We start from the raw sequence: 18,340 nt of genomic DNA, 5'->3' as shown, positions 1-18,340 counted from the left end.
ATACATTCCCTGTAATAAGTAACTCTAACAGCGCTTTATAGTTCTTTAATTCGTCGTGGCAGCTCAGGGTTAACGGGCAAAACTCAACAAATCGAATGACAGGTTTAAAGAGAGACTCAGGGAAATACGTTCGCAGAATAAAAAAGGCTAACGACTTTGAAGTACATGATTGCATTTTCCATCCCTAGAATAAAAACGTTAACTTGCTGATATTTTTTAATATAGATAGTTGGCTAAAGCTAGTTCACATCACACAAAAATACAAGATTTATGTTAACCTTTAGTTTCAAAAAGGTGAAGATTAGACCAGTTACAATAACGGTGGATCTGTTCTTTTTGCTTAGCCGAAAAAAAACTTTGTTTAGATTGTGAATCTGCTACAAAGGGCTGCGTGGCTGTTTTAGAGTGTATTAACTGACATTGTTCGACTTGGCTGCACTCTTCTTTAGAGAGAGCCAACGAAAACCAGTTTGCGATTTTATTCGCTATCGCGGGTAACAACTCCTGATAATCCACGACCATCACTTGGTTACACTGACTAATCTCTAACCCATAACCCAATAACAAGCGCAATACCTTACATTGATAATCCAGTATCGACTCCCCCTCCTCTGGTACTGATAATTCAAGGAATAAAGGTCGAGACGGTTGTCGCACCATATGATATCCAGCAGACTTTTGCTGTGAGGCTAAGATCTCGACGGGGTCCCTAAGTAGCAATAACACGGGAACTTGAGGATAAAGTGATAGGATCAATGGCCAAAACTGCAAATCCCACGCATTCCACTTAATCAACAAATGCTGTTCAGGATGAAACAACTGACCTTGGGTATTAATGCAAAATATTAAAGCTGCACGTCTTTCAGTATCTGATAGGCTCCTGTCCAATAGCACTTGAGTCAGTAAAGGCGATTCAGATAACGCCCTGCATTTAGATAACCCCGCAAAACTGCGCGACACTAAGGTAGATCCACAGCGAGAGAGGTGAAATATAAATCCGGCAGGCTGCACTTGTTCTACTAGCCCAGAAAGATTTGGCGCTGGTAACAGAGCAGTTTGGGGTTTGATCAAGGCGGACAATACCTGACCCCGCACTGCAGAAATATGCTCCGAGTAGAAAGGATGAATCGGTTTTTCTGCGGCGGACATCCACTCTAATACTCTGCGTTTAGGGTCATAGTCTGCTGGCGCCCAAAACTGGCAGAAGAGTGAATAATCCGGCTCTATCCTTTGTCGATTACCAGTATGCAAGATGGCCAGTAACGTATCATCGCCACAGTCTGGTAAGTGCCAAAAAAGCCGCAAATATTGGCAAAAGTTGGTGAGAGTCATAACCTTGCCAAGCTCCCTCAGGGCGGCTGGATTATGAACTAACAACCAATAGCGTTGCTGTTGTTCTTTAAAATCAACCATTAGGAAGCCATAGGGTAAAAGTTAATGTATTGCACCATACGCGGTAACGTCCCACGATTAGGACTGGCGCCGTGGGGCAAGGCATGGTGCCAAATGATTAAATCGCCCGCTTTAGCCGCTATAGGTTTTACTTGCCAGCGATGCCAATCCTGTTGCTGAAGCTCAATATCAGGCTTGTTCTGTTCGAGAAGCCACTCCTCTATCTTGAGATGAAATCCGGGGACACAACAGAATGCGCCTTGTTCCTCGCCAGTGTCGGTTAAATAAATTAACCCTTGCGTCGCAAACTTAACGGGTAGCTGTAGCGGCATATCCCAGTGCATATCCGGACCGGGGAAATGCCAAGTTGGCGTTTCAGGTGGATTAAAGCTGACTCTATCGGTTGTCATAACTAAATCAGTTCGCTGCCACAATTGTTCAAACACTTGACGGATTTTGGGGACTTGTCGATTCGCATCCAGTTGCGGATGGCGAAACAGTTGCAGCATGATTTTCTGCATAAACTCATGAGGTTGATACCAAGTGGTGGGATCTTGTTCATTGGCTCCTAACTGCTGCCAAATAAAATCTCGTGTTGCGGCGCATTGCTCTGCCGTGAGTACTTGCGGGATCATTAAGTAGCCTTCACTTTGCCAAAAATTGAGTTGTGACTCACTGAGTACTGCCACCGGATTTGAGTCTTCAACCTCTGCTGAATTGAAGTCTTCGACTTCTGGTACTGTGACCGATGGCATTAATCCATGGGAAATAGCGCCTAATTGCTGATTAATCCCAGCAATATCCGCGGCTGTCAGCTTGGCGATTTGCTGAATGTAAGCAACAAAAGCTGACTGATGATCGTTTTGATATAAAGCTCTTAGACCCGGCTCTAGCCCTATTCCACAAAGATCCAGCAAGGTTTTATCTAAGTGCCATTCATTAGCCAGTTCAGTGAATGGCACTCCCCGTTTGCGTTGCTGTATCTTTTGCCAAAGCCGCTGCAAATGATAAATGCCTAAGCAGCTCAGATCGTCACTCGACACCAGCACTGGTTTTTGCTCTATAACATCAAACACAAAATCGGGATGAGTACCCTGCTCATATCGAAAAGCAAGGCATGAGAGCGGCTTAAGCCAATGTTCACGTCGATATCGAGGCAGAGTGAGTTGAGATTGGTATTCGCTCAGCATGGAATTACCATAGACTTGAATGGAAGTCGTGAACTTAAGCGTTACCACACTCGGGCTGAAATCGGGCAATAGTAATGTACCAGCCAAGAAACTGCGGTCTCCACTGGCAAGCAAGCGTGCTGTTTGTAGGTTGAGCGCGAATAACGGTCCTAAATAATGCGTCTCCACAAAATCCTGCACAGTACGACACTCAAGCCAAGCGTCTAACTCAATATTTTGCGGGATGAGCACACCATCATCGGCAAGATACGCCTGTAAATGGGTAAAAATTTGCACTTGCGGCTCCTGTTGCAACAAGTGCTTCATGGTTTCGGAAAGAATCACATCAAACTTAACGACTGTATTTGGCTGCCAAAGTGTGGCATCCGCACAGACACTTTCCACCACACGATCAGCCAAATCAAAGTGTTCAATAAGCTTGGTGACTTTATCTAACGAGGCTTGATGAATGTCGAGCAAAGTCACTTGAATTTGACTCGCAGAAAATAACGGCAGCAGAGGTATTAATAACCAAGCAAAAGGTCCAGTCCCCGCATATAGGATGTTCACAATCTGCCCGGGATGAGCCTTTAGACGATCTTGTATTGCTTGATAAATCCCTTGTATGAAGACTCGGCCCCGCTCGGGATCTTCGGCACACTGCGCCGCGGTAGTGAGTGACACCGCCTTACCAAAAGGTGTATGGCTCGCCTCAGTATCCAAAAAAGACTCGGGATGTAACTCCACTGCTGCTATTTGGCACAACTGCTTCAGCATGGGATCAATGAGCCGTTTAGACTCCCCTGCTGAGGTTGACAGCAGTAGCGCATTAGCAAACTGAGTTAATACAGCTACATCCAAACTATGCCCTAATTCAAGCTCTGATCTTTGCAGCATCGATTAACTCCCTTAACCAAGTATTGACCTCGCAATCAATCACTAAATTGATCCGCGCATCCTGCCCTTTATTTTCAACCCAATGGACTTGGTCGGCATTGATATACCAAAGCTCTCCGGCCTGCATGGGTACACGTTTATCGTCCACGTAAAAGTTGAGTTGCTCATTCGTTTGCAGTGGCAAATGCAGTCTTGCCTCGCCTTGTTCTAGGCAGAGTCCTTGATCTCTATGGGGTTTGATTTCTGCCCCCGCATGTAAGCGCATCAAACGCACGGATTTCACTGGGCAGGCTAAAGATTGTAGAAAATGGCATAACGCAGGGCTCGATTCGAGTTGAGGCAAATCTTGCCAGTGCTGACCGGTAGAAATTGAGAAGGCTTGCAAGATAGGATGAGCACCGCGATACTCTGCTGCACAGCGTAAGACGAGAACATCCCAACCACCCATATAATCACGCTGATTAACATGGGGTAACCAGTCTTGTTGCAGCAAAGCATTCAACTCTTGCTGTAAACTAAGGGAGTTTGAAACTTGAGCTAATAGGGCAAAAGAACAGATATCCATATCCAACCGCTTAATTTTCAGACTAAAAATAATTAATCATCCAAGACTAGCACAAAGATTTAAGCATACAAGTGACTCGAATCATCGTCATCACTGAGTATTACGCAGTGCAACAATCAATGCTAAGCGTGATTCAGTTTTGCAAAAATAGGAAATACCCATGTTTAACTGGAAGACTATCGATACGGTTCTGCTCGATATGGATGGCACCCTATTGGATTTGCACTTCGACAATCATTTTTGGCTGAATTTAGTACCGCAGGAATTGAGTCGACAACAAGGTTTGAGCCACAACGAAGCGCAGCAATTAGTTGTGAACGCCTATGAGAAAGTCGTAGGCACGCTCGATTGGTACTGTCTCGATTATTGGCAGGAGCAACTGCAGCTCGACATTATGGGCTTGCACCGCACTTTAGTGGATCGTATTCAACTGCGCCAAGACAGCATGCCATTTTTAGCGGCCTTGGCCTCTGCAGGTAAACGGCGCATCTTAGTGACCAATGCGCATCCCAAGAGTCTTGCCCTAAAGCTTGAACATACCGAGCTGGCAGCAGGGCTCGATGACATGATTTCTAGCCACGAGACAGGTTACCCTAAGGAACACCCACAATTTTGGCTGACCTTGTTTAAGCAATTCAACCTTGAACCAAGTCGCTGTCTCTTTATCGACGATAGCGAACCCATACTCAAGGCCGCAAAACTTGCCGGTGTGGGTCATCAATTAGGAATTGCTAACCCTGACAGTAAAAAACCAATCAAAGTCTTTCACGATTTCCCCGCGATTACCGACTATCACTCACTACTGACTGATCTAACGCGATAAAAGGCTATAAAAAAGGCACCTTAGGTGCCTTCGTTTCTATTCATAGCGTGTTTTAGGATCGAACGTTTAATCACAACTCTCGCATTACGGCCTTCACATCTGAGCACTCACATTAAGTTTAAGTGCTCATCTAAAACAGCGCTATAACCCAGGGATCCGCCCCTGATATACCACAGGGAAATAACCATCCGCACCACGCTTACCTAAAATATTCAGCGACTCACGCATATCTTCTGGTTGCTCTGCCGTTTCTTTAATCTTAGCCTCAACCTTCACCATATTGCCTTCATCTAACTGTAAGGTACCAACAATACCAAGCTGGTTCTTGGTTTCATCTGTGGCCAATTGCGCTTTGCCTTCGACACAACTCAGTCCGAGTTCAATATTACCTAGAGGATAGTTACCAAACTGATTCTTAACATTGGTTTGATTCAAAAACAGCTTACCAGACAACTGTTCACACCAAGGCTTACCTTGCTCTAACGTCTCAACCAACAAACTGACTTCACCGGTAATTTCGGTTCTAAAGGGCAGTTTTGCATTGCCGAGTAAAAAACTATCCGGCGCTTCGAAACGTAGCCCCTGCGCACTTAAGCCTCCCATAGACCAAGAAATTAATCCCTTAGCACTGACAGGTGTTGCGCGGCTGCCCACTTGAAAATCAACTTTCACTTTACCTAAAAATAGCGCCCAAGGACTCAGATCCCAACGCACTTGCTCTACCTGACGCTGCGGCATACTTAAGGTTTCTATGCTGCCAGACCAAATACTGCCACTCACACCCGAAACACTGATATTCGCGGGCAATGGGGCTAACGCTATCGCAATCTTAGCGGGGAATAGAACGACTAAAAATATTAAATAAATCAGTACGCCTATGATGACTTTTTTTATCAAACTCACAGCTACACCTTAATTTATTGCGCTAATTGGATACGTCTCACTTTGACATAGCCAGGTACATCAGCCTCAGCCAAATCAACACTTTCGAGTGAAAGTCCTTTCTTCTGTACTAACTCACTCAAATAACCTAACAAGGCATCAAAAGGAACATCGTCCATCCACACTTGGATCTTATCGCCTTGGGGCTGCATGCGAGTAATCACTAACCCATAATTGCCCGCAGTTTGGTTAACCACTGAGCTTAAACTGCCCGACGTAGTTGGCTTAGCACCGTTCTGCTTAAGACTCGCTATTTTATTCGCCGTTTGTTTTACATAGTTCAACGTCTGTTGCTGTGCATTGAGGTTACGTAATGCATCGGCTTCAGCATTGGCTATCGGCGTCCAAACACCCCAATAAAAAATACCAATGACTAAAAATACCGAGCAAAAGCCTACTAACTGCTGCTCGCGCGATGCGAGCCCTTGCCACCAAGTCCGCAAATTATCCATCTTATTTGCTCCTCAAGGTTAAGGTACTGGTGACTTGCTCTTCACCGCTATTCATAGTGCCGCCATCGAGTTGAAAACGACGACCGACAATCTCTTTAAACTTCTCGATCTGCGCGTAATTTTTCGCACTCACTTGCATGCGGATCTCGTTACGCGCGCTTTCGAATCTTAAGCTATTAGGTTTAAGTTCAGGCACTTGCTTAAAGGCATCCTGTAAACCATCGAGCATGGCAAAAAACTCGGCACCACTGCCCTGTCCCTGCAATGCACGTAATTGACTTTCCATCTGCGAACGTAGGTTAACAATGCGCGAATTTCCCGGGATCACTTGCTGATAAATGGATTCACTCTGGGCTTTAAGATCGGCAACCTGACCATTGACTTGATGTATAGTCAGCCCTTTATTCACTAAGGCCAGCACACAAGCGATGGCAATAACGATGGCCGCACTTTTCCACATCATCAACTGTTTGCTGTATTCACGCTTCGGCGTGTAAACGCCGCTCAGTAAGTTCACTGGCGCATGCAAAATACCGCGGGCCAACACTAACATAGGTAGCTCAAGTGACTGCGGCTTAAGCTCGACACCCTCGAGTTGCATCTCGGTATAACTGGCGACAGAGACTTCGCCCTGTGCAGGCTTAAGTTGTTCTAACGCAATTGGCAACCAAGGCAGAGGTAAGCTCTGGCCCGAAGCTAATCCGGTACGCAGCAATAGCTCATTGCCAAAATTCATTGCCGCCCATTGGCACTCTTGCAATGGCAAGGCTAAACAATCAGGCACAATGCGCTTCACTTTTAAACCCGCTTCAGTCAAACAACTCAGCCAAGTCTGCATTTGCTCATGGGCCACAGCGACCACACTTAAGGCGTCACCGTCACGTGGACCAACAGTAAAATGCATGGCATCGACATCATCGGCTAAGGCTTCTTCGAGCATAAAAGGCAAGGCTTTCAAGGCTTGGCGTTGACCTTTTTCTGGCAAATGCACGCTAGTGAGCGTCATTGCCGCTGCGGGCACTAACACATCGACGGGACGATTGCCCGCACGCTCGGTTAAGGTCGACAAACCTTGAGCATTGGCGAGCTCGCCAGAGGCGATAATTTCCTGTTCTTGCTCCGACCAAACGAGCCAAGAGCACGCTTGCTCTGCTGTTCTGCCTAAGCGAATAAATAGCCGTTCACTCACAGTTTTTCTCCACCAGTCCCAGTCAAGAAAGCGTGACTGAGCTCGTTGCTATTATTTTTGTCCACCAGATTCTGCCGGGTGAGCACTTCCATTATTTTTTGGCCACCAACATCAAACCCTGACGGGTGAGCACTGCCATTATTTTTGCCCACCAACATCAAACCCTGACGGGTGAGCACTGCCATTATTTTTGTCCACCAACATCAAACCCTGACGGGTGAGCACTGCCATTATTTTTGGCCACCAAACTGACGGGTGAGCACTTCCATTTTATTGCCGCCGCTCTTTTTGAGCACACTTTCCATTCTAAATACGGCGTTATCAACCTTCGCCCCCGAGGCCAATAAAAAATATTGGCTATCGATGACAAAGCTCGACTTCATGGCACCTTCCCACTTGATCGATCCCATGGATGAGCTTTCATAAAAATCATCTATCTTGGCAAAGCCATCGCCGGGGCGTTGGTTGATGATACTTTCTGCTTCGCCTACCGAAATCTGATTTTCAAGCATGCCAGCTAACAGTGCCGCTTGCTCGACTTCCAAGGTATTCACATTCAGTAATTGCCTGTCATTGCCAGGGATAACGCATACATAGGGCAAGAGTTTCAAATAGATATCTTGGGTGTATCCCATCACTGCCCGTAATTCACTGCGATGATTCATCAGCGTATTGGCCGCACGGTAAGGCACATTTCGCGCTTCGTATTCCGCATCTTCGGCACCATAAGGGCTAGCAGTGGTGTCTTCGTCGATATAATCTTTTAAGGTCTGGGTCAGACGGTCCGCACTAAAGTCGTCCATCCCTAAACTCACCAACAAGGCCTTATATTGCTTCGCCGCCAACGGCAGCTTAGGTTGACTGTTTTCCACCTCTTTCGTGGTCACAGACAAGGCATTTAAGTTAAAACAGGCGCGCATATCAGTGATCTTGCCAGCAATTTCACCGTATTCCGCCGGAAACACAACATCGGCCATGGCCCAATATTGTTGCCTGTGGACTCGACCTTCCGAGTCGTCTAAATCTTGTTTTAAAATCTTCTTCGCCAGTTCTTCGGCAGAAATCGCGTACCAATAGGCTTGATCGTACTGGGCCAAGTTCAACGTTCGACGCATGGATAACTGATTACGGCCTGTGATATTTGTTGCGATGATCACCACCATGGCCACAATCAAGAGCACAACTATCAGTGCGACACCGCGCTGTTTAGACCGAGATTGGGTTCTCATTCGCGGCCCTCATCTTCAGGGTCACCATCACCTGGATCACCAGAACCGTCACCTGGATCGTTCCCCGAGCCATCATCGACGCCATCACCATCTTTGTCTTTATCTTTGTTCGTATCGTCCTGATTTTCGTCTTTATTATCGTCATCCTTAGACTTTTCTGGTGCAACAGCACCCAGCGGCAACAAGAACTTACGTTGGATCTTGCCTAAACCTTCAATCTCAATCTCCATGGCGATCGCTTTAGGCAACTTAGTCGCCTCAACTTTGCGCTCCCACTTGTCTTCCATAAAGAAGGAATATTCCACCGACAGCACTTTGTCGATAATCACTGTCTTAATCGGCTCGGCGCCAAACTCAGGCTCAGGATAAGGAAAATACCAACGTTCCAGCCGCCCTTCATGCACCACATACGCCACAGACTGTAAGCTGCCTCGCGGTAATAAACCGTCGGGATTTAACCAGCCTAAACGGTAAAACACTAAGGCTTCTGATTCCGAATCTAAGATATCATTGCCCGTTTGGAAGACAGTCGAACCTCGACCACCTTCGAGTAATCTTGGCGTGCGCGCCACCATTTGCGCGAGATCACGCTCAATCGCACCAAAACCTTGCTGTAGAGCTTTAAGCCGAGTTGAAAACGCGCGCGTCACTTCATCGTTAGTCAGCACTGTGCTGAGTACCGCATTAGAAGCCAAACCTATCATGGCGAAAATCGCGATGGCGATCAGCATTTCCAGCAGGGTGAATCCCCGCTGCGCACTAGTTAGTTTTAAGGACATAACTGCTCACTTGTGCGGCAATACGCTGATAGCGTTCGTCTTCACTCACACTTATGCGGATCATACGAAAATTATCGTCCGTCGTTTTCACCACTTCTTTACGCCAATACCAATCCTTTCCTGCGAGCTCAACTTGACCTTCTTTTTTACCGATTTCAGGAAACTGTGGATCAAGTCTGGCATCGACCATCTGATTATCAGCCACCCACTGTGCTAAAGTGCGCGATTCCAGAATCGGCATGTTTGCCATCTGCTCGCCCAAACTTTTAGTGATAGACACGGCCGCAATCGAAAATACGGCAAGGGCCACAATCACTTCGAGTAGGGTCATGCCCTTAACGCGTTTCATCGGGGCGCCCTATGGTTAATCTGCCCAGCGCATCACCGACCACTAACGTTTCGGCCTGCTGGCCTTTGTTAGTTTTAGCGATAAACGTCAGCTCAAAAGCGCTCATTTCACCGCTCGGGAATAGCATGACCTGTGGCTCAGGGTGTTTCTTCTTATCATCGGCAGAGGGTTCAATCAGCGGTTCTTCAAACCAAGAATCGTCTTTCTCATCCTCTTGTACCAAAGGTAAACCATCGAGCACTAAGTTCAGTACAACCCCTGGCTCCATTTGCTTTTCAGATAAGAGTCTGTCTTTATCCAAAGGCTCCCACTTACCTTCTTTATAAAAAACAAACTGATAACTAGTTTTCTCAATCACAATACCAATAAACTGGCCACTTAAAACAGTTTCATCAAGCACCATTTCAGTGGCCGCAATAAACTGCCGCGCCGTTCTATCTAAGGCCTGTTGCGGCCCAGAATTGCCGATAGACATAGTCACAGCCGCAGCCGTGAGCCCCATCAACAAAATCACTAGCATCACCTCCATTAAGGTGAAACCAGCGTGACGCAGCTTTAGCATCTTATTGGAAATTCTGTAAATTCCAGTTACCGATGTCATCTTCGGTACCTGGTTGACCATCGGGGCCTGCACTGAAAATATCTAACTTGCCGTTTTCGCCAGGGCTTAACAACAGGTAGTTATTGCGCCATGGATCTTCTGGCAAACGTTTTACATAACCATCTTCACGGTAGTTACGTGGCTCAGGCGAAATCGTAGGCTTTTGCACTAATGCTTCTAAGCCTTGTTCGGTCGATGGATAAACACCGTTATCTAACTTATACATATCTAAGGCATTTTCGAGTGCAACTATGTCAGACACGGCTTTTTGTTGGTCAGCCTTGTCTTTGTTACCCATCAAGTTAGGCACAACCATAGAGGCTAAAATCCCTAAAATCACGATAACAACCATCACTTCGAGTAAGGTAAAACCTTGATGTTTCTTGTTCATTTGCATCGACTACTTCTCCTAAAAAAATCCTATGCCAATCGACTTGGTCATAATCCATAAATTCAAAAATTAACCGCTAATCAAGTTATTCAAGGCTAAAATTGGCTGCAAAATTGCCATCACGATAAAGAGCACAACACACGCCATACTGACCACCAGCATAGGCTCGAATACACCCAATGCTATGTTGACGTTACCTTCGAATTCCCTGTCTTGGTTATCGGCGGCCCGCTCTAACATCTGCTCAAGTTGACCACTCTTCTCGCCCGACGCAATCATGTATAACATCATAGCCGGAAACAACTTAGTATTAGTCAACGCTGCACCTAAGCTAGTTCCTTCCCGCACGCGTGCGGTCGCATCGTCAACTGCGGCCCGCACTCGCATATTCTGCAACACTTCACTGGCGATACGCATACCATCGAGCAAAGGCACAGAGCTTGCGGATAAGATACTTAACGTCCGCGCAAAACGCGCCGTATTTAATCCCTTACTCACGCGGCCAACAACCGGCATGCTCAATAAAAAATTATCGTACTTCATCCGAAACGCAGGTGACTTTAACATGCGCCGAAAGAGTGCGAACAGCAGCACGAGGGCGATAACGACAAACACACCATAGTTTTGCACAAAGTCAGAGGCAGAAATCAAGAAGCGGGTCGAAGCGGGAAGCTCAGCGCCCATGTGCTCAAACTGTCCGACCACTTTAGGCACAACCGCTGCTAGCAGGATTGAAATCACCCCTATCGCCACTGTGGTCAAAACCGCGGGATAAATCATGGCTTGGGTCAGCTTAGATTTAAGCTGTTGGCGTCGCTCGGTATAATCCGCCAGACGATTAAGCACCACTTCTAAGTGACCGGACTTTTCACCCGAGGCCACCATGGCACGGTATAAATCATCGAAAATATGCGGAAATTCAGCCAAGGAATCGGCCAGACTATAACCTTCCACCACCCGAGAACGTACCGCCATAATCATGCTCGCGAGACGATCTTTCTCGCACTGCTGACCAACGGCTTTAAGGGATTCTTCAATCGGTAAACCCGCGGCCACTAAGGTCGCAATTTGGCGGGTGATCAAAGCTAATTCAGCAACTGAAATGCCACGTTTGAAAAACGAAAAACTGCTGCTCTTAGCTTTGGCTTCTTTTTCAGTAACAGGCAGTATTTCCAAGGGCATCATGCGCTGATCGCGCAGTTGGCTGCGGGCGTGTCTGGCGGTATCCGCCTCAATCACGCCCTTAAGCTGCTTTCCCTTGGCATCCAGTGCCTTATATTCAAATGCTGGCATAAATTACTCCTCGCGAGTCACACGTAGCACTTCTTCGAGAGTGGTGATGCCCGCAAGCACTTTGCTCATGCCATCGTGACGAATACTCGGTACAAACTGACGAATATACTTTTCGATGGCTAACTCACCGCGGCCACCATGGATCAATTCACGCACATTGTCGTCAACCAGTAAAAGCTCATGAATACCGGTTCGACCACGGTAGCCATTGTTACCACAGGATTTACAACCATTGGCACGGAAAATACGCCTGTCGTCATCGGCGGCTATGCCCAGCAACTCACGCTCACGCGCATCGGGCACATGCTCGATTTTACATTTAGGACAAAGGGTTCGGATCAAACGTTGAGCCAACACGCCGAGTAAACTTGAAGACACGAGAAAAGGCTCTACGCCCATGTCTTGCAAACGTGTAATCGCGCCAGAGGCTGTGTTGGTATGTAGGGTTGAAATCACCATGTGGCCAGTGAGTGACGCTTGCACCGCAATTTGCGCGGTTTCGAGGTCGCGGATCTCGCCTATCATCACGACATCGGGGTCTTGACGCAAAATAGCGCGCAGACCACGAGCGAAGGTCATATCGGCCTTAGTGTTTACTTGGGTCTGACCAATACCGTCTAACTCGTATTCGATAGGGTCTTCTACTGTGAGTATGTTGGTGTCTTTGGAGTTGATCTCCGTCAGACCCGCATACAAAGTGGTACTTTTACCCGAGCCCGTAGGGCCAGTCACCAAAATGATCCCGTGAGGACGACGAATAAGATCTTCAAACTTAACGCGAATACTGTCTGTCATCCCCAATTGTTCTAAATCGAGGTTGCCAGTATTTTTATCCAGCAGACGCAGTACAACACGTTCACCGTGGCTCGATGGCATGGTCGATACCCGCACATCTACCGCACGACCTGCGATTCGCAGCGAAATACGGCCATCCTGTGGCACACGTTTTTCGGCGATATCGAGGCGAGCCATAACCTTAATCCGCGACACTAACAGCGACGACAGTTTACGGTTTGGCTTGAGGACTTCCTTGAGCACACCATCGATGCGGAAACGCACCACGAGCTGTTTCTCGTAGGTTTCGATATGGATATCCGACGCTTCTTCTTTAATCGCTTCAGATAACAAGGCATTAATCAGTTTGATGATAGGCGCATCATCATCACCTTCAAGTAAGTCTTCGGTCTGCGGCAGCTCTTCGGCAAGGGTGAATAGATCCATCTCGTTGCCTATGTCTTCCATCAACTGCTGCGCTTCAGACGAGTTCGCCTGATATGCTTGAGTGAGTTTGGCCTCAAACTTCGCCACTTCGAGCTTAACCAAAGGCAAATCAACACCCGAATAACGCCGTGCTTCGAGCATAGCCGTTAAGGGTGTTTTACTCGTATAAAACAAGCTTAACTCGCCCGTTTCACCCAGCGCGAGCACCACATCGTGGCGATGTGCAAAGGCAAAAGGTAAACGCTCTTTACTGCTCGAACGAAATACCTCATCACCTTCAGCTTCAAGGCCTAGCTCATTAGAGACTTGGCTGAGGTCATCGACTTGGGATAGTTGAATTTCACTCATTGGTTTTATCTTTGTTTTTGTTTTCGTCGAGCGTTTTGAGCGTTGGATCCGTTTTACGCATCTGGGTCTCTAAACCTTTACCTTCTTTATAACGCTCTAAAATCTCGTTAACTTCAGGTGGTAAATACTCAGACTGATTCCATTCATCTAGTACAGGCACTTTAGTCTCAGGCATTAAGTTAACGCCACGCTCTTGCTGTTCAAGCTGTAATGCTCTGAAATAATTATATTTACGTCCAGCAATCCCTTCCATCGTGATGCCATCACGTATGATTGTTGGCTTGATGAAGATCATGAGGTTTTTCTTCGTTTTTTTGCTCGAAGAAGATTTAAACAAATGTCCTAGAATAGGGATATCACCCAAGAAAGGTACTTTTTGTATACTTTCTTGTACTTCTTCGTTGATCAAACCACCGAGTACCACAATTTGACCAGAATCCGCCATAACGGTAGTGGTTAAGCGACGAGTCGCGAAGGAAATATCCACGCCTGTATTACCGTTAACCCCAGAAACTTCCTGTTCAATCGTCAGCTTAACAGAGCTGCCTTCGTTGATCTGCGGCACCACTTTCAGTTTAACCCCAACCTCTTTACGCTCAACGGTTTGGAATGGGTTGCTGTTGCTCGAGCTGGCGGTAGAACCTGTCAGAATAGGCACTTCGTCACCCACAATAAACGAGGCTTCTTGGTTATCTAAGGTCGTAATAGAAGGCGTTGCCAGTACGTTTGAGTTAGTGTCACTCGACACTGCTTGAATTAAGGCACCAAAGTCGCCCATGGCCACGCCCCAAGCCATACCGTTCACTTTGCCTAAGGCTTGGGCGAGTAAAGTAACATCGCCTTTAGTATCTGGGTTTTTCTTACAGTTATCTAAAGATCCGCCTGGACAGACAAATTCACCTTCTTTATCCTGAGCCGCCCATACACCCGCGCCAATCTCACCTATGGTTGGGCCTAAGTTATTAAACTGAGTGCCTCCACCCGCTTTCGCGGCCCATTGGACCCCGAAGCCAACGTTATCGCCCTCTGCCACTTCCACGATAATCGCTTCAACTAACACTTGAGCACGGCGGATGTCGAGTTGATTAATCACGCTCTCGATAGTACGCATCTGATCGGGTTCAGCACTGATCACTAAGGCGTTGGTTTCAGTATGCGCCATGATATTAATTTCATTACGGCGTTTACCACCTGCAGCCTGAGCGCTCGGATCTTTCTCGCCTTCCAACTTTTGGGCAAAACCGGTCAGCACTTCAACTAAATCTTCTGCTTTGGCATAACGTAGATAACGAACTTTTGTGTTACCTGTACTGGCTTGTTCGGCATCGAGACGATGGATAAGCTCGACCACACGTTGACGACTCTTCTCATCACCGCTCACGACCACGGCATTGATACGTTCGTCAGCAACCACTTTTGGTGCTTGGCCTGGCAATTGGGATTGGTTAGCGGTAGCACGATAAAGCGTATCAATAATTCGTACCATTTCACCCGCAGAAGCAAATTCTAACGGCACCACTTGCACCGAGGTATCGCCTTGCTTATCCACTCGACGGATAATTTCGACTAACTTGTTCACGACAGCAGCACGGCCAGACAACATCAAGACATTGGAGGGGTCGTAGTTCACTACGTTGCCGCCACCCGCATTATCATTAAGTTGGCGCAATAACGGCGCTAATTGCTTAGCCTCAGTGTTATACAAGGCCACAATACGCGTCACCATTTCATCACCAAGGCCGGGGTCGTTATCGTTAGCGACTCGAATTGCAGCGGTTTTGGCATCTTTGTCTTTAATGACTTTAATAACGTTATTTTCCATCTCAACGATGGCATAACCGTAAACTTGTAAGACGTTGAGGAAAAACTGGTAATACTGTTCATCGTTCAACAGATCATAACTGCGAACGTTGATTTTGCCGCGAATTGTCGGGTCAACTATGATGGTCTTATTCAGGTTTTTACCAACGATATTGATAAATTCTTGAATATCCGTGCCTTTAAAGTTGGCCGCATACTGTTCAGACCAAGCGAATTGGGAGGAGAACATGGCTGCACCCGCAACAACCCCAGCAATCAGCTTGCGTCGAATCCTTTTGTTATTCATTCTTTTTCTTTCCTCTAACGCGTGTTATTGCGGCAAACTAAACATGATTTCAACCAATTGTCCTTCCCGCTCAACCATAATAGAAACTTCGGTTAACTCGGGTAATTGGCTCATCATTTCTAACGCTTGACTCATTACGGTCAAGTCGTATCCATTAATCGATTTGGCTAAATCGTTAGCTTTAAAACCCGCCTGCTTAAACAAATTGGCGTCTTTCCCTGGATTCAAGCGATATCCCGCCACAGCGTCACCCTGTCTGACAGGTGAAATGGCAATATAATCGGTGATCTTACTGGGGTCGGCTAACAATTCGGTGCGGGATTCGGCGAGTTCTTGGGAGATTTCGGCATTTTTACGTTGATCGACACGGCTCACTGCCGAGCCAGTCTTATTAGTCTTAGCTTGTTGTAACTGCTGATTGGCTGGGCTTTGGCTAGTATAAACTAAGCCATCGAGCATTAATGTCTCGTAACGGCCAGCGTTAGTGATGATAATACGGTCGGCATAGACTTCTTTCAGTGATGCCGAAGTGCCCTTAATTTTATCGCCTAAGCTGTAGGTCTCTTGGCTGCCGTTTGACTCAATGATCGCTAAGCCTTTCTGATCTGCTGTCGATGCAACAACGCCAGTGAGCTGAATAGAGAGCGTGGTCTTAGGCGCGTCGGTCACAGTCTCAACAACCTCAGTTTTTGGCTTTTCAGATTTAGCATCTGCCTTACCAAAGAGACCAAGCTGCTGTAAACCCGCAAGATCAACCTGCCCAGCACTTTTACCCGTCAGGTTAACGGGCGTTGGTGACCAAGCACTGGGTGATGAGCTAGTAGGCACTAATTTCCATGTAATTTGCGCGGCTAACAACATGATCACAATAAAACCCAACCAGAAGACTATCCGGCTTAAGGGCTTATGGGGCATGCCAATGGCTTTTGCGATAACTTTATCTAATAAATCCATATTTTATGTGGACCCTCGATACAGGTCTCTGTTCTGATTATAATAATTAGGCGATTACCGTCTCATGCTAACCTAGGCAGCATTTGGCAACAAGCCCATAACAGCATTCAAATTGGCGAAAATAGGCCAATTATGCTAACTTTGCCCGCCATAAAAGGGTGTGAAGCACGCCACCCTTTAACATAATAGAAATGCTCTTCACGCATTTTCTTGCTCGGCATGTGAACTCATCGATCTTTTAGCTGGAGACACTATGACTCAAGGTCAAAGCGATAAAACAGACATTCGACTCGATAAGTGGCTTTGGGCTGCACGTTTTTATAAAACCCGTGCCATCGCCAAAGAAATGATTAACGGCGGCAAAGTACATTACAACGGCCAGCGTGCCAAATCTAGTAGGAATGCCGAGATAGGCGCCGTCCTTAAGATACGCCAAGGATATGACGATAAAGAGATCGTCATAAAAAAATTATCGCAATTACGCCAAAGTGGTGCGATTGCACAAGAATTGTACGAAGAAACCGCGACAAGTCTGGCTAAACGGGCCATTAATGCTGAGCAACGACGCCTCCACATGCTCAATAACCCGATACCCGATCAGAAACCAGATAAAAAGCAACGACGCCAGCTCATGCGCTTTAAAGACCTTTAACAGTGAGATACACGATGAACCAAGATACTTTACACCGCTACTTGTTCGATAATGCCGATGTGCGCGGTGAACTGGTGCAGTTACAAGACAGCTATCAACAAGTGATAAGCGCCCAAGAATACCCAGCCGTACTGCAAGTGCTACTGGGTGAATTAATGGCAGCCACCTCACTATTAACCGCTACATTGAAATTTAGCGGTGATATCAGCGTACAGTTACAAGGCAACGGCCCTGTTTCTTTAGCGGTGATCAACGGTAACAATTTACAAGAGTTACGCGGTGTGGCTCGCTGGAATGCTGAACTCGCCGATGATGCTAGCCTCACAGAACTCTTCGGCCAAGGCTATATGGTCATCACCTTAACACCCGACGAAGGTGAACGCTACCAAGGTGTCGTTGCACTAGACAAGCCAACGCTTGCTGCCTGTGTTGAAGAATACTTCAATCAATCTGAGCAGTTACCTACGGGAATTTGGTTATTTGCCGACGGCAAACAAGCGGCGGGCATGTTCCTACAAATTCTGCCAAGCCAGCAAGATCACAACGCCGACTTCGAACACTTGAGCCAACTGACGTCGACCATCAAGGCCGAAGAGCTATTTACTCTTGATGCAGAAAGCGTGTTACATCGCCTCTATCATCAGGAAGAAGTACGCTTATTTGATCCTATCGATGTGAGCTTCAAATGCACTTGTTCCCATGAGCGCAGTGCCGGCGCGATCAAAACCTTAGATCAAGCAGAAATCGAAGCCATACTGGCCGAAGATGGCAAGATAGAAATGGGTTGCGAATATTGCCACGCTAAATACACCTTTGATGCCATAGACGTAGCAACCTTATTTGCTAACGGTCAAACATCAACAACCCAGCAGTAAAACGACTCCCCCTAAAAAATGGGCGCCCTATTTGGCGCCCATTTTTTATTCATACCTATAATCCCCTCACACATTGCACTCGGCTTAGGCTACAATCGCCCTCACTTTGTCA

Annotated in this window: 19 protein-coding genes; 3 read left to right on the top strand and 16 right to left on the bottom strand. The window is 46.8% G+C overall.

Annotation, left to right across the window (positions count from 1 at the left end):
• Positions 1 to 273: 273 nt before the first annotated feature.
• From HUB64_RS11075 to HUB64_RS11065, 3 genes are read right to left on the bottom strand one after another with little or no spacing between them, the layout of a single operon-like run.
• A complete protein-coding gene (locus HUB64_RS11075; protein ID WP_173497008.1) occupies positions 274 to 1,413 on the bottom strand; it encodes a sulfotransferase family protein in 1,140 nt (379 codons plus the stop codon).
• Complete coding sequence (locus HUB64_RS11070) at positions 1,413 to 3,458, bottom strand: phytanoyl-CoA dioxygenase family protein (protein ID WP_173497007.1); 2,046 nt, start codon at positions 3,456 to 3,458, stop codon at positions 1,413 to 1,415. The genes HUB64_RS11075 and HUB64_RS11070 overlap by 1 nt, the downstream gene beginning before the upstream one ends.
• A complete protein-coding gene (locus tag HUB64_RS11065; protein ID WP_173497006.1) occupies positions 3,436 to 4,023 on the bottom strand; it encodes an aspartyl/asparaginyl beta-hydroxylase domain-containing protein in 588 nt (195 codons plus the stop codon). Before HUB64_RS11065 ends, HUB64_RS11070 begins: the two co-directional genes overlap by 23 nt.
• A 160-nt stretch (positions 4,024 to 4,183) precedes the next feature.
• On the opposite strand from HUB64_RS11065, the gene yrfG reads away from it, so the two are divergent.
• Positions 4,184 to 4,846, top strand: coding sequence for a GMP/IMP nucleotidase (gene yrfG / locus HUB64_RS11060; RefSeq protein WP_173497005.1), 663 nt, complete (start codon positions 4,184 to 4,186; stop codon positions 4,844 to 4,846).
• Positions 4,847 to 4,987: 141 nt separating this feature from the next.
• Here yrfG and HUB64_RS11055 read toward each other — a convergent pair whose 3' ends face one another.
• The 13 genes from HUB64_RS11055 to gspC all read right to left on the bottom strand — a co-directional run bounded on the left by HUB64_RS11055 (position 4,988) and on the right by gspC (position 16,701).
• Positions 4,988 to 5,749, bottom strand: coding sequence for a type II secretion system protein N (locus HUB64_RS11055; protein WP_173497004.1), 762 nt, complete (start codon positions 5,747 to 5,749; stop codon positions 4,988 to 4,990).
• Positions 5,750 to 5,763: 14 nt separating this feature from the next.
• Positions 5,764 to 6,240, bottom strand: a complete 477-nt coding sequence (locus HUB64_RS11050; RefSeq protein ID WP_105251002.1) for a type II secretion system protein M — start codon at positions 6,238 to 6,240, stop codon at positions 5,764 to 5,766.
• A 1-nt stretch (position 6,241) separates the two neighbouring features.
• Positions 6,242 to 7,429, bottom strand: a complete 1,188-nt coding sequence (gene gspL / locus HUB64_RS11045; protein WP_168826965.1) for a type II secretion system protein GspL — start codon at positions 7,427 to 7,429, stop codon at positions 6,242 to 6,244.
• Positions 7,426 to 7,614, bottom strand: coding sequence for a hypothetical protein (locus HUB64_RS11040; RefSeq protein WP_173242455.1), 189 nt, complete (start codon positions 7,612 to 7,614; stop codon positions 7,426 to 7,428). Before HUB64_RS11040 ends, gspL begins: the two co-directional genes overlap by 4 nt.
• A 45-nt stretch (positions 7,615 to 7,659) precedes the next feature.
• Positions 7,660 to 8,658, bottom strand: coding sequence for a type II secretion system minor pseudopilin GspK (gene gspK, locus HUB64_RS11035; protein ID WP_105251000.1), 999 nt, complete (start codon positions 8,656 to 8,658; stop codon positions 7,660 to 7,662).
• A complete protein-coding gene (gene gspJ / locus HUB64_RS11030) occupies positions 8,655 to 9,437 on the bottom strand; it encodes a type II secretion system minor pseudopilin GspJ (RefSeq protein ID WP_173497003.1) in 783 nt (260 codons plus the stop codon). The genes gspK and gspJ overlap by 4 nt, the downstream gene beginning before the upstream one ends.
• Positions 9,418 to 9,786 carry a type II secretion system minor pseudopilin GspI gene (gene gspI / locus HUB64_RS11025; protein WP_105250998.1) on the bottom strand — a complete coding sequence of 123 codons (369 nt, stop codon included), beginning with the start codon at positions 9,784 to 9,786 and terminating at the stop codon, positions 9,418 to 9,420. The genes gspJ and gspI overlap by 20 nt, the downstream gene beginning before the upstream one ends.
• Positions 9,773 to 10,348 (bottom strand): type II secretion system minor pseudopilin GspH, encoded by a 576-nt coding sequence (gspH, locus tag HUB64_RS11020; RefSeq protein WP_113941577.1) that lies wholly within the window; start codon positions 10,346 to 10,348, stop codon positions 9,773 to 9,775. The genes gspI and gspH overlap by 14 nt, the downstream gene beginning before the upstream one ends.
• 1 nt (position 10,349) lies before the next feature.
• The gene (gspG, locus tag HUB64_RS11015; RefSeq protein ID WP_105250996.1) at positions 10,350 to 10,784 is read right to left on the bottom strand and encodes a type II secretion system major pseudopilin GspG; all 435 of its coding nucleotides are present in this window, start codon (positions 10,782 to 10,784) and stop codon (positions 10,350 to 10,352) included.
• 63 nt (positions 10,785 to 10,847) lie between these two features.
• On the bottom strand, positions 10,848 to 12,071 hold the full coding sequence (gene gspF, locus HUB64_RS11010; protein WP_105250995.1) for a type II secretion system inner membrane protein GspF: 1,224 nt from the start codon (positions 12,069 to 12,071) through the stop codon (positions 10,848 to 10,850).
• Between the two features lie 3 nt (positions 12,072 to 12,074).
• The gene (gspE, locus tag HUB64_RS11005) at positions 12,075 to 13,640 is read right to left on the bottom strand and encodes a type II secretion system ATPase GspE (RefSeq protein WP_105250994.1); all 1,566 of its coding nucleotides are present in this window, start codon (positions 13,638 to 13,640) and stop codon (positions 12,075 to 12,077) included.
• On the bottom strand, positions 13,633 to 15,747 hold the full coding sequence (gspD, locus tag HUB64_RS11000; RefSeq protein WP_173497002.1) for a type II secretion system secretin GspD: 2,115 nt from the start codon (positions 15,745 to 15,747) through the stop codon (positions 13,633 to 13,635). The genes gspE and gspD overlap by 8 nt, the downstream gene beginning before the upstream one ends.
• A gap of 24 nt (positions 15,748 to 15,771) precedes the next feature.
• Positions 15,772 to 16,701, bottom strand: a complete 930-nt coding sequence (gene gspC / locus HUB64_RS10995) for a type II secretion system protein GspC (protein WP_113941579.1) — start codon at positions 16,699 to 16,701, stop codon at positions 15,772 to 15,774.
• Positions 16,702 to 16,954: 253 nt separating this feature from the next.
• Between gspC and hslR the strand changes: the two genes are divergently transcribed.
• Positions 16,955 to 17,353: a ribosome-associated heat shock protein Hsp15 gene (gene hslR, locus HUB64_RS10990; protein WP_011848177.1), complete on the top strand. Its 399-nt coding sequence runs from the start codon at positions 16,955 to 16,957 to the stop codon at positions 17,351 to 17,353.
• A 14-nt stretch (positions 17,354 to 17,367) separates the two neighbouring features.
• On the top strand, positions 17,368 to 18,228 hold the full coding sequence (hslO, locus tag HUB64_RS10985) for an Hsp33 family molecular chaperone HslO (RefSeq protein ID WP_105250990.1): 861 nt from the start codon (positions 17,368 to 17,370) through the stop codon (positions 18,226 to 18,228).
• Positions 18,229 to 18,340 lie beyond the last annotated feature (112 nt).

Source organism: Shewanella sp. ISTPL2 (assembly GCF_013283205.1).
Lineage (GTDB): Bacteria > Pseudomonadota > Gammaproteobacteria > Enterobacterales > Shewanellaceae > Shewanella > Shewanella oncorhynchi.
The sequence above is the reverse complement of the archived record's forward strand: the minus strand, read 5'-3'. Positions and strand labels throughout refer to the sequence as shown.

Coding starts and splice junctions, on each gene's coding strand:
- gspI (WP_105250998.1), bottom strand. CDS start 9,786: ATGAAACGCGTTAAGGGCATGACCCTACTCGAAGTGATTGTGGCCCTT.
- gspE (WP_105250994.1), bottom strand. CDS start 13,640: ATGAGTGAAATTCAACTATCCCAAGTCGATGACCTCAGCCAAGTCTCT.
- gspC (WP_113941579.1), bottom strand. CDS start 16,701: ATGGATTTATTAGATAAAGTTATCGCAAAAGCCATTGGCATGCCCCAT.
- gspK (WP_105251000.1), bottom strand. CDS start 8,658: ATGAGAACCCAATCTCGGTCTAAACAGCGCGGTGTCGCACTGATAGTT.
- yrfG (WP_173497005.1), top strand. CDS start 4,184: ATGTTTAACTGGAAGACTATCGATACGGTTCTGCTCGATATGGATGGC.
- HUB64_RS11070 (WP_173497007.1), bottom strand. CDS start 3,458: ATGCTGCAAAGATCAGAGCTTGAATTAGGGCATAGTTTGGATGTAGCT.
- HUB64_RS11065 (WP_173497006.1), bottom strand. CDS start 4,023: ATGGATATCTGTTCTTTTGCCCTATTAGCTCAAGTTTCAAACTCCCTT.
- gspG (WP_105250996.1), bottom strand. CDS start 10,784: ATGCAAATGAACAAGAAACATCAAGGTTTTACCTTACTCGAAGTGATG.
- HUB64_RS11040 (WP_173242455.1), bottom strand. CDS start 7,614: ATGGCAGTGCTCACCCGTCAGGGTTTGATGTTGGTGGGCAAAAATAAT.
- hslO (WP_105250990.1), top strand. CDS start 17,368: ATGAACCAAGATACTTTACACCGCTACTTGTTCGATAATGCCGATGTG.
- gspJ (WP_173497003.1), bottom strand. CDS start 9,437: ATGTCCTTAAAACTAACTAGTGCGCAGCGGGGATTCACCCTGCTGGAA.
- gspD (WP_173497002.1), bottom strand. CDS start 15,747: ATGAATAACAAAAGGATTCGACGCAAGCTGATTGCTGGGGTTGTTGCG.
- gspH (WP_113941577.1), bottom strand. CDS start 10,348: ATGCTAAAGCTGCGTCACGCTGGTTTCACCTTAATGGAGGTGATGCTA.
- gspF (WP_105250995.1), bottom strand. CDS start 12,071: ATGCCAGCATTTGAATATAAGGCACTGGATGCCAAGGGAAAGCAGCTT.
- hslR (WP_011848177.1), top strand. CDS start 16,955: ATGACTCAAGGTCAAAGCGATAAAACAGACATTCGACTCGATAAGTGG.
- HUB64_RS11050 (WP_105251002.1), bottom strand. CDS start 6,240: ATGGATAATTTGCGGACTTGGTGGCAAGGGCTCGCATCGCGCGAGCAG.
- HUB64_RS11075 (WP_173497008.1), bottom strand. CDS start 1,413: ATGGTTGATTTTAAAGAACAACAGCAACGCTATTGGTTGTTAGTTCAT.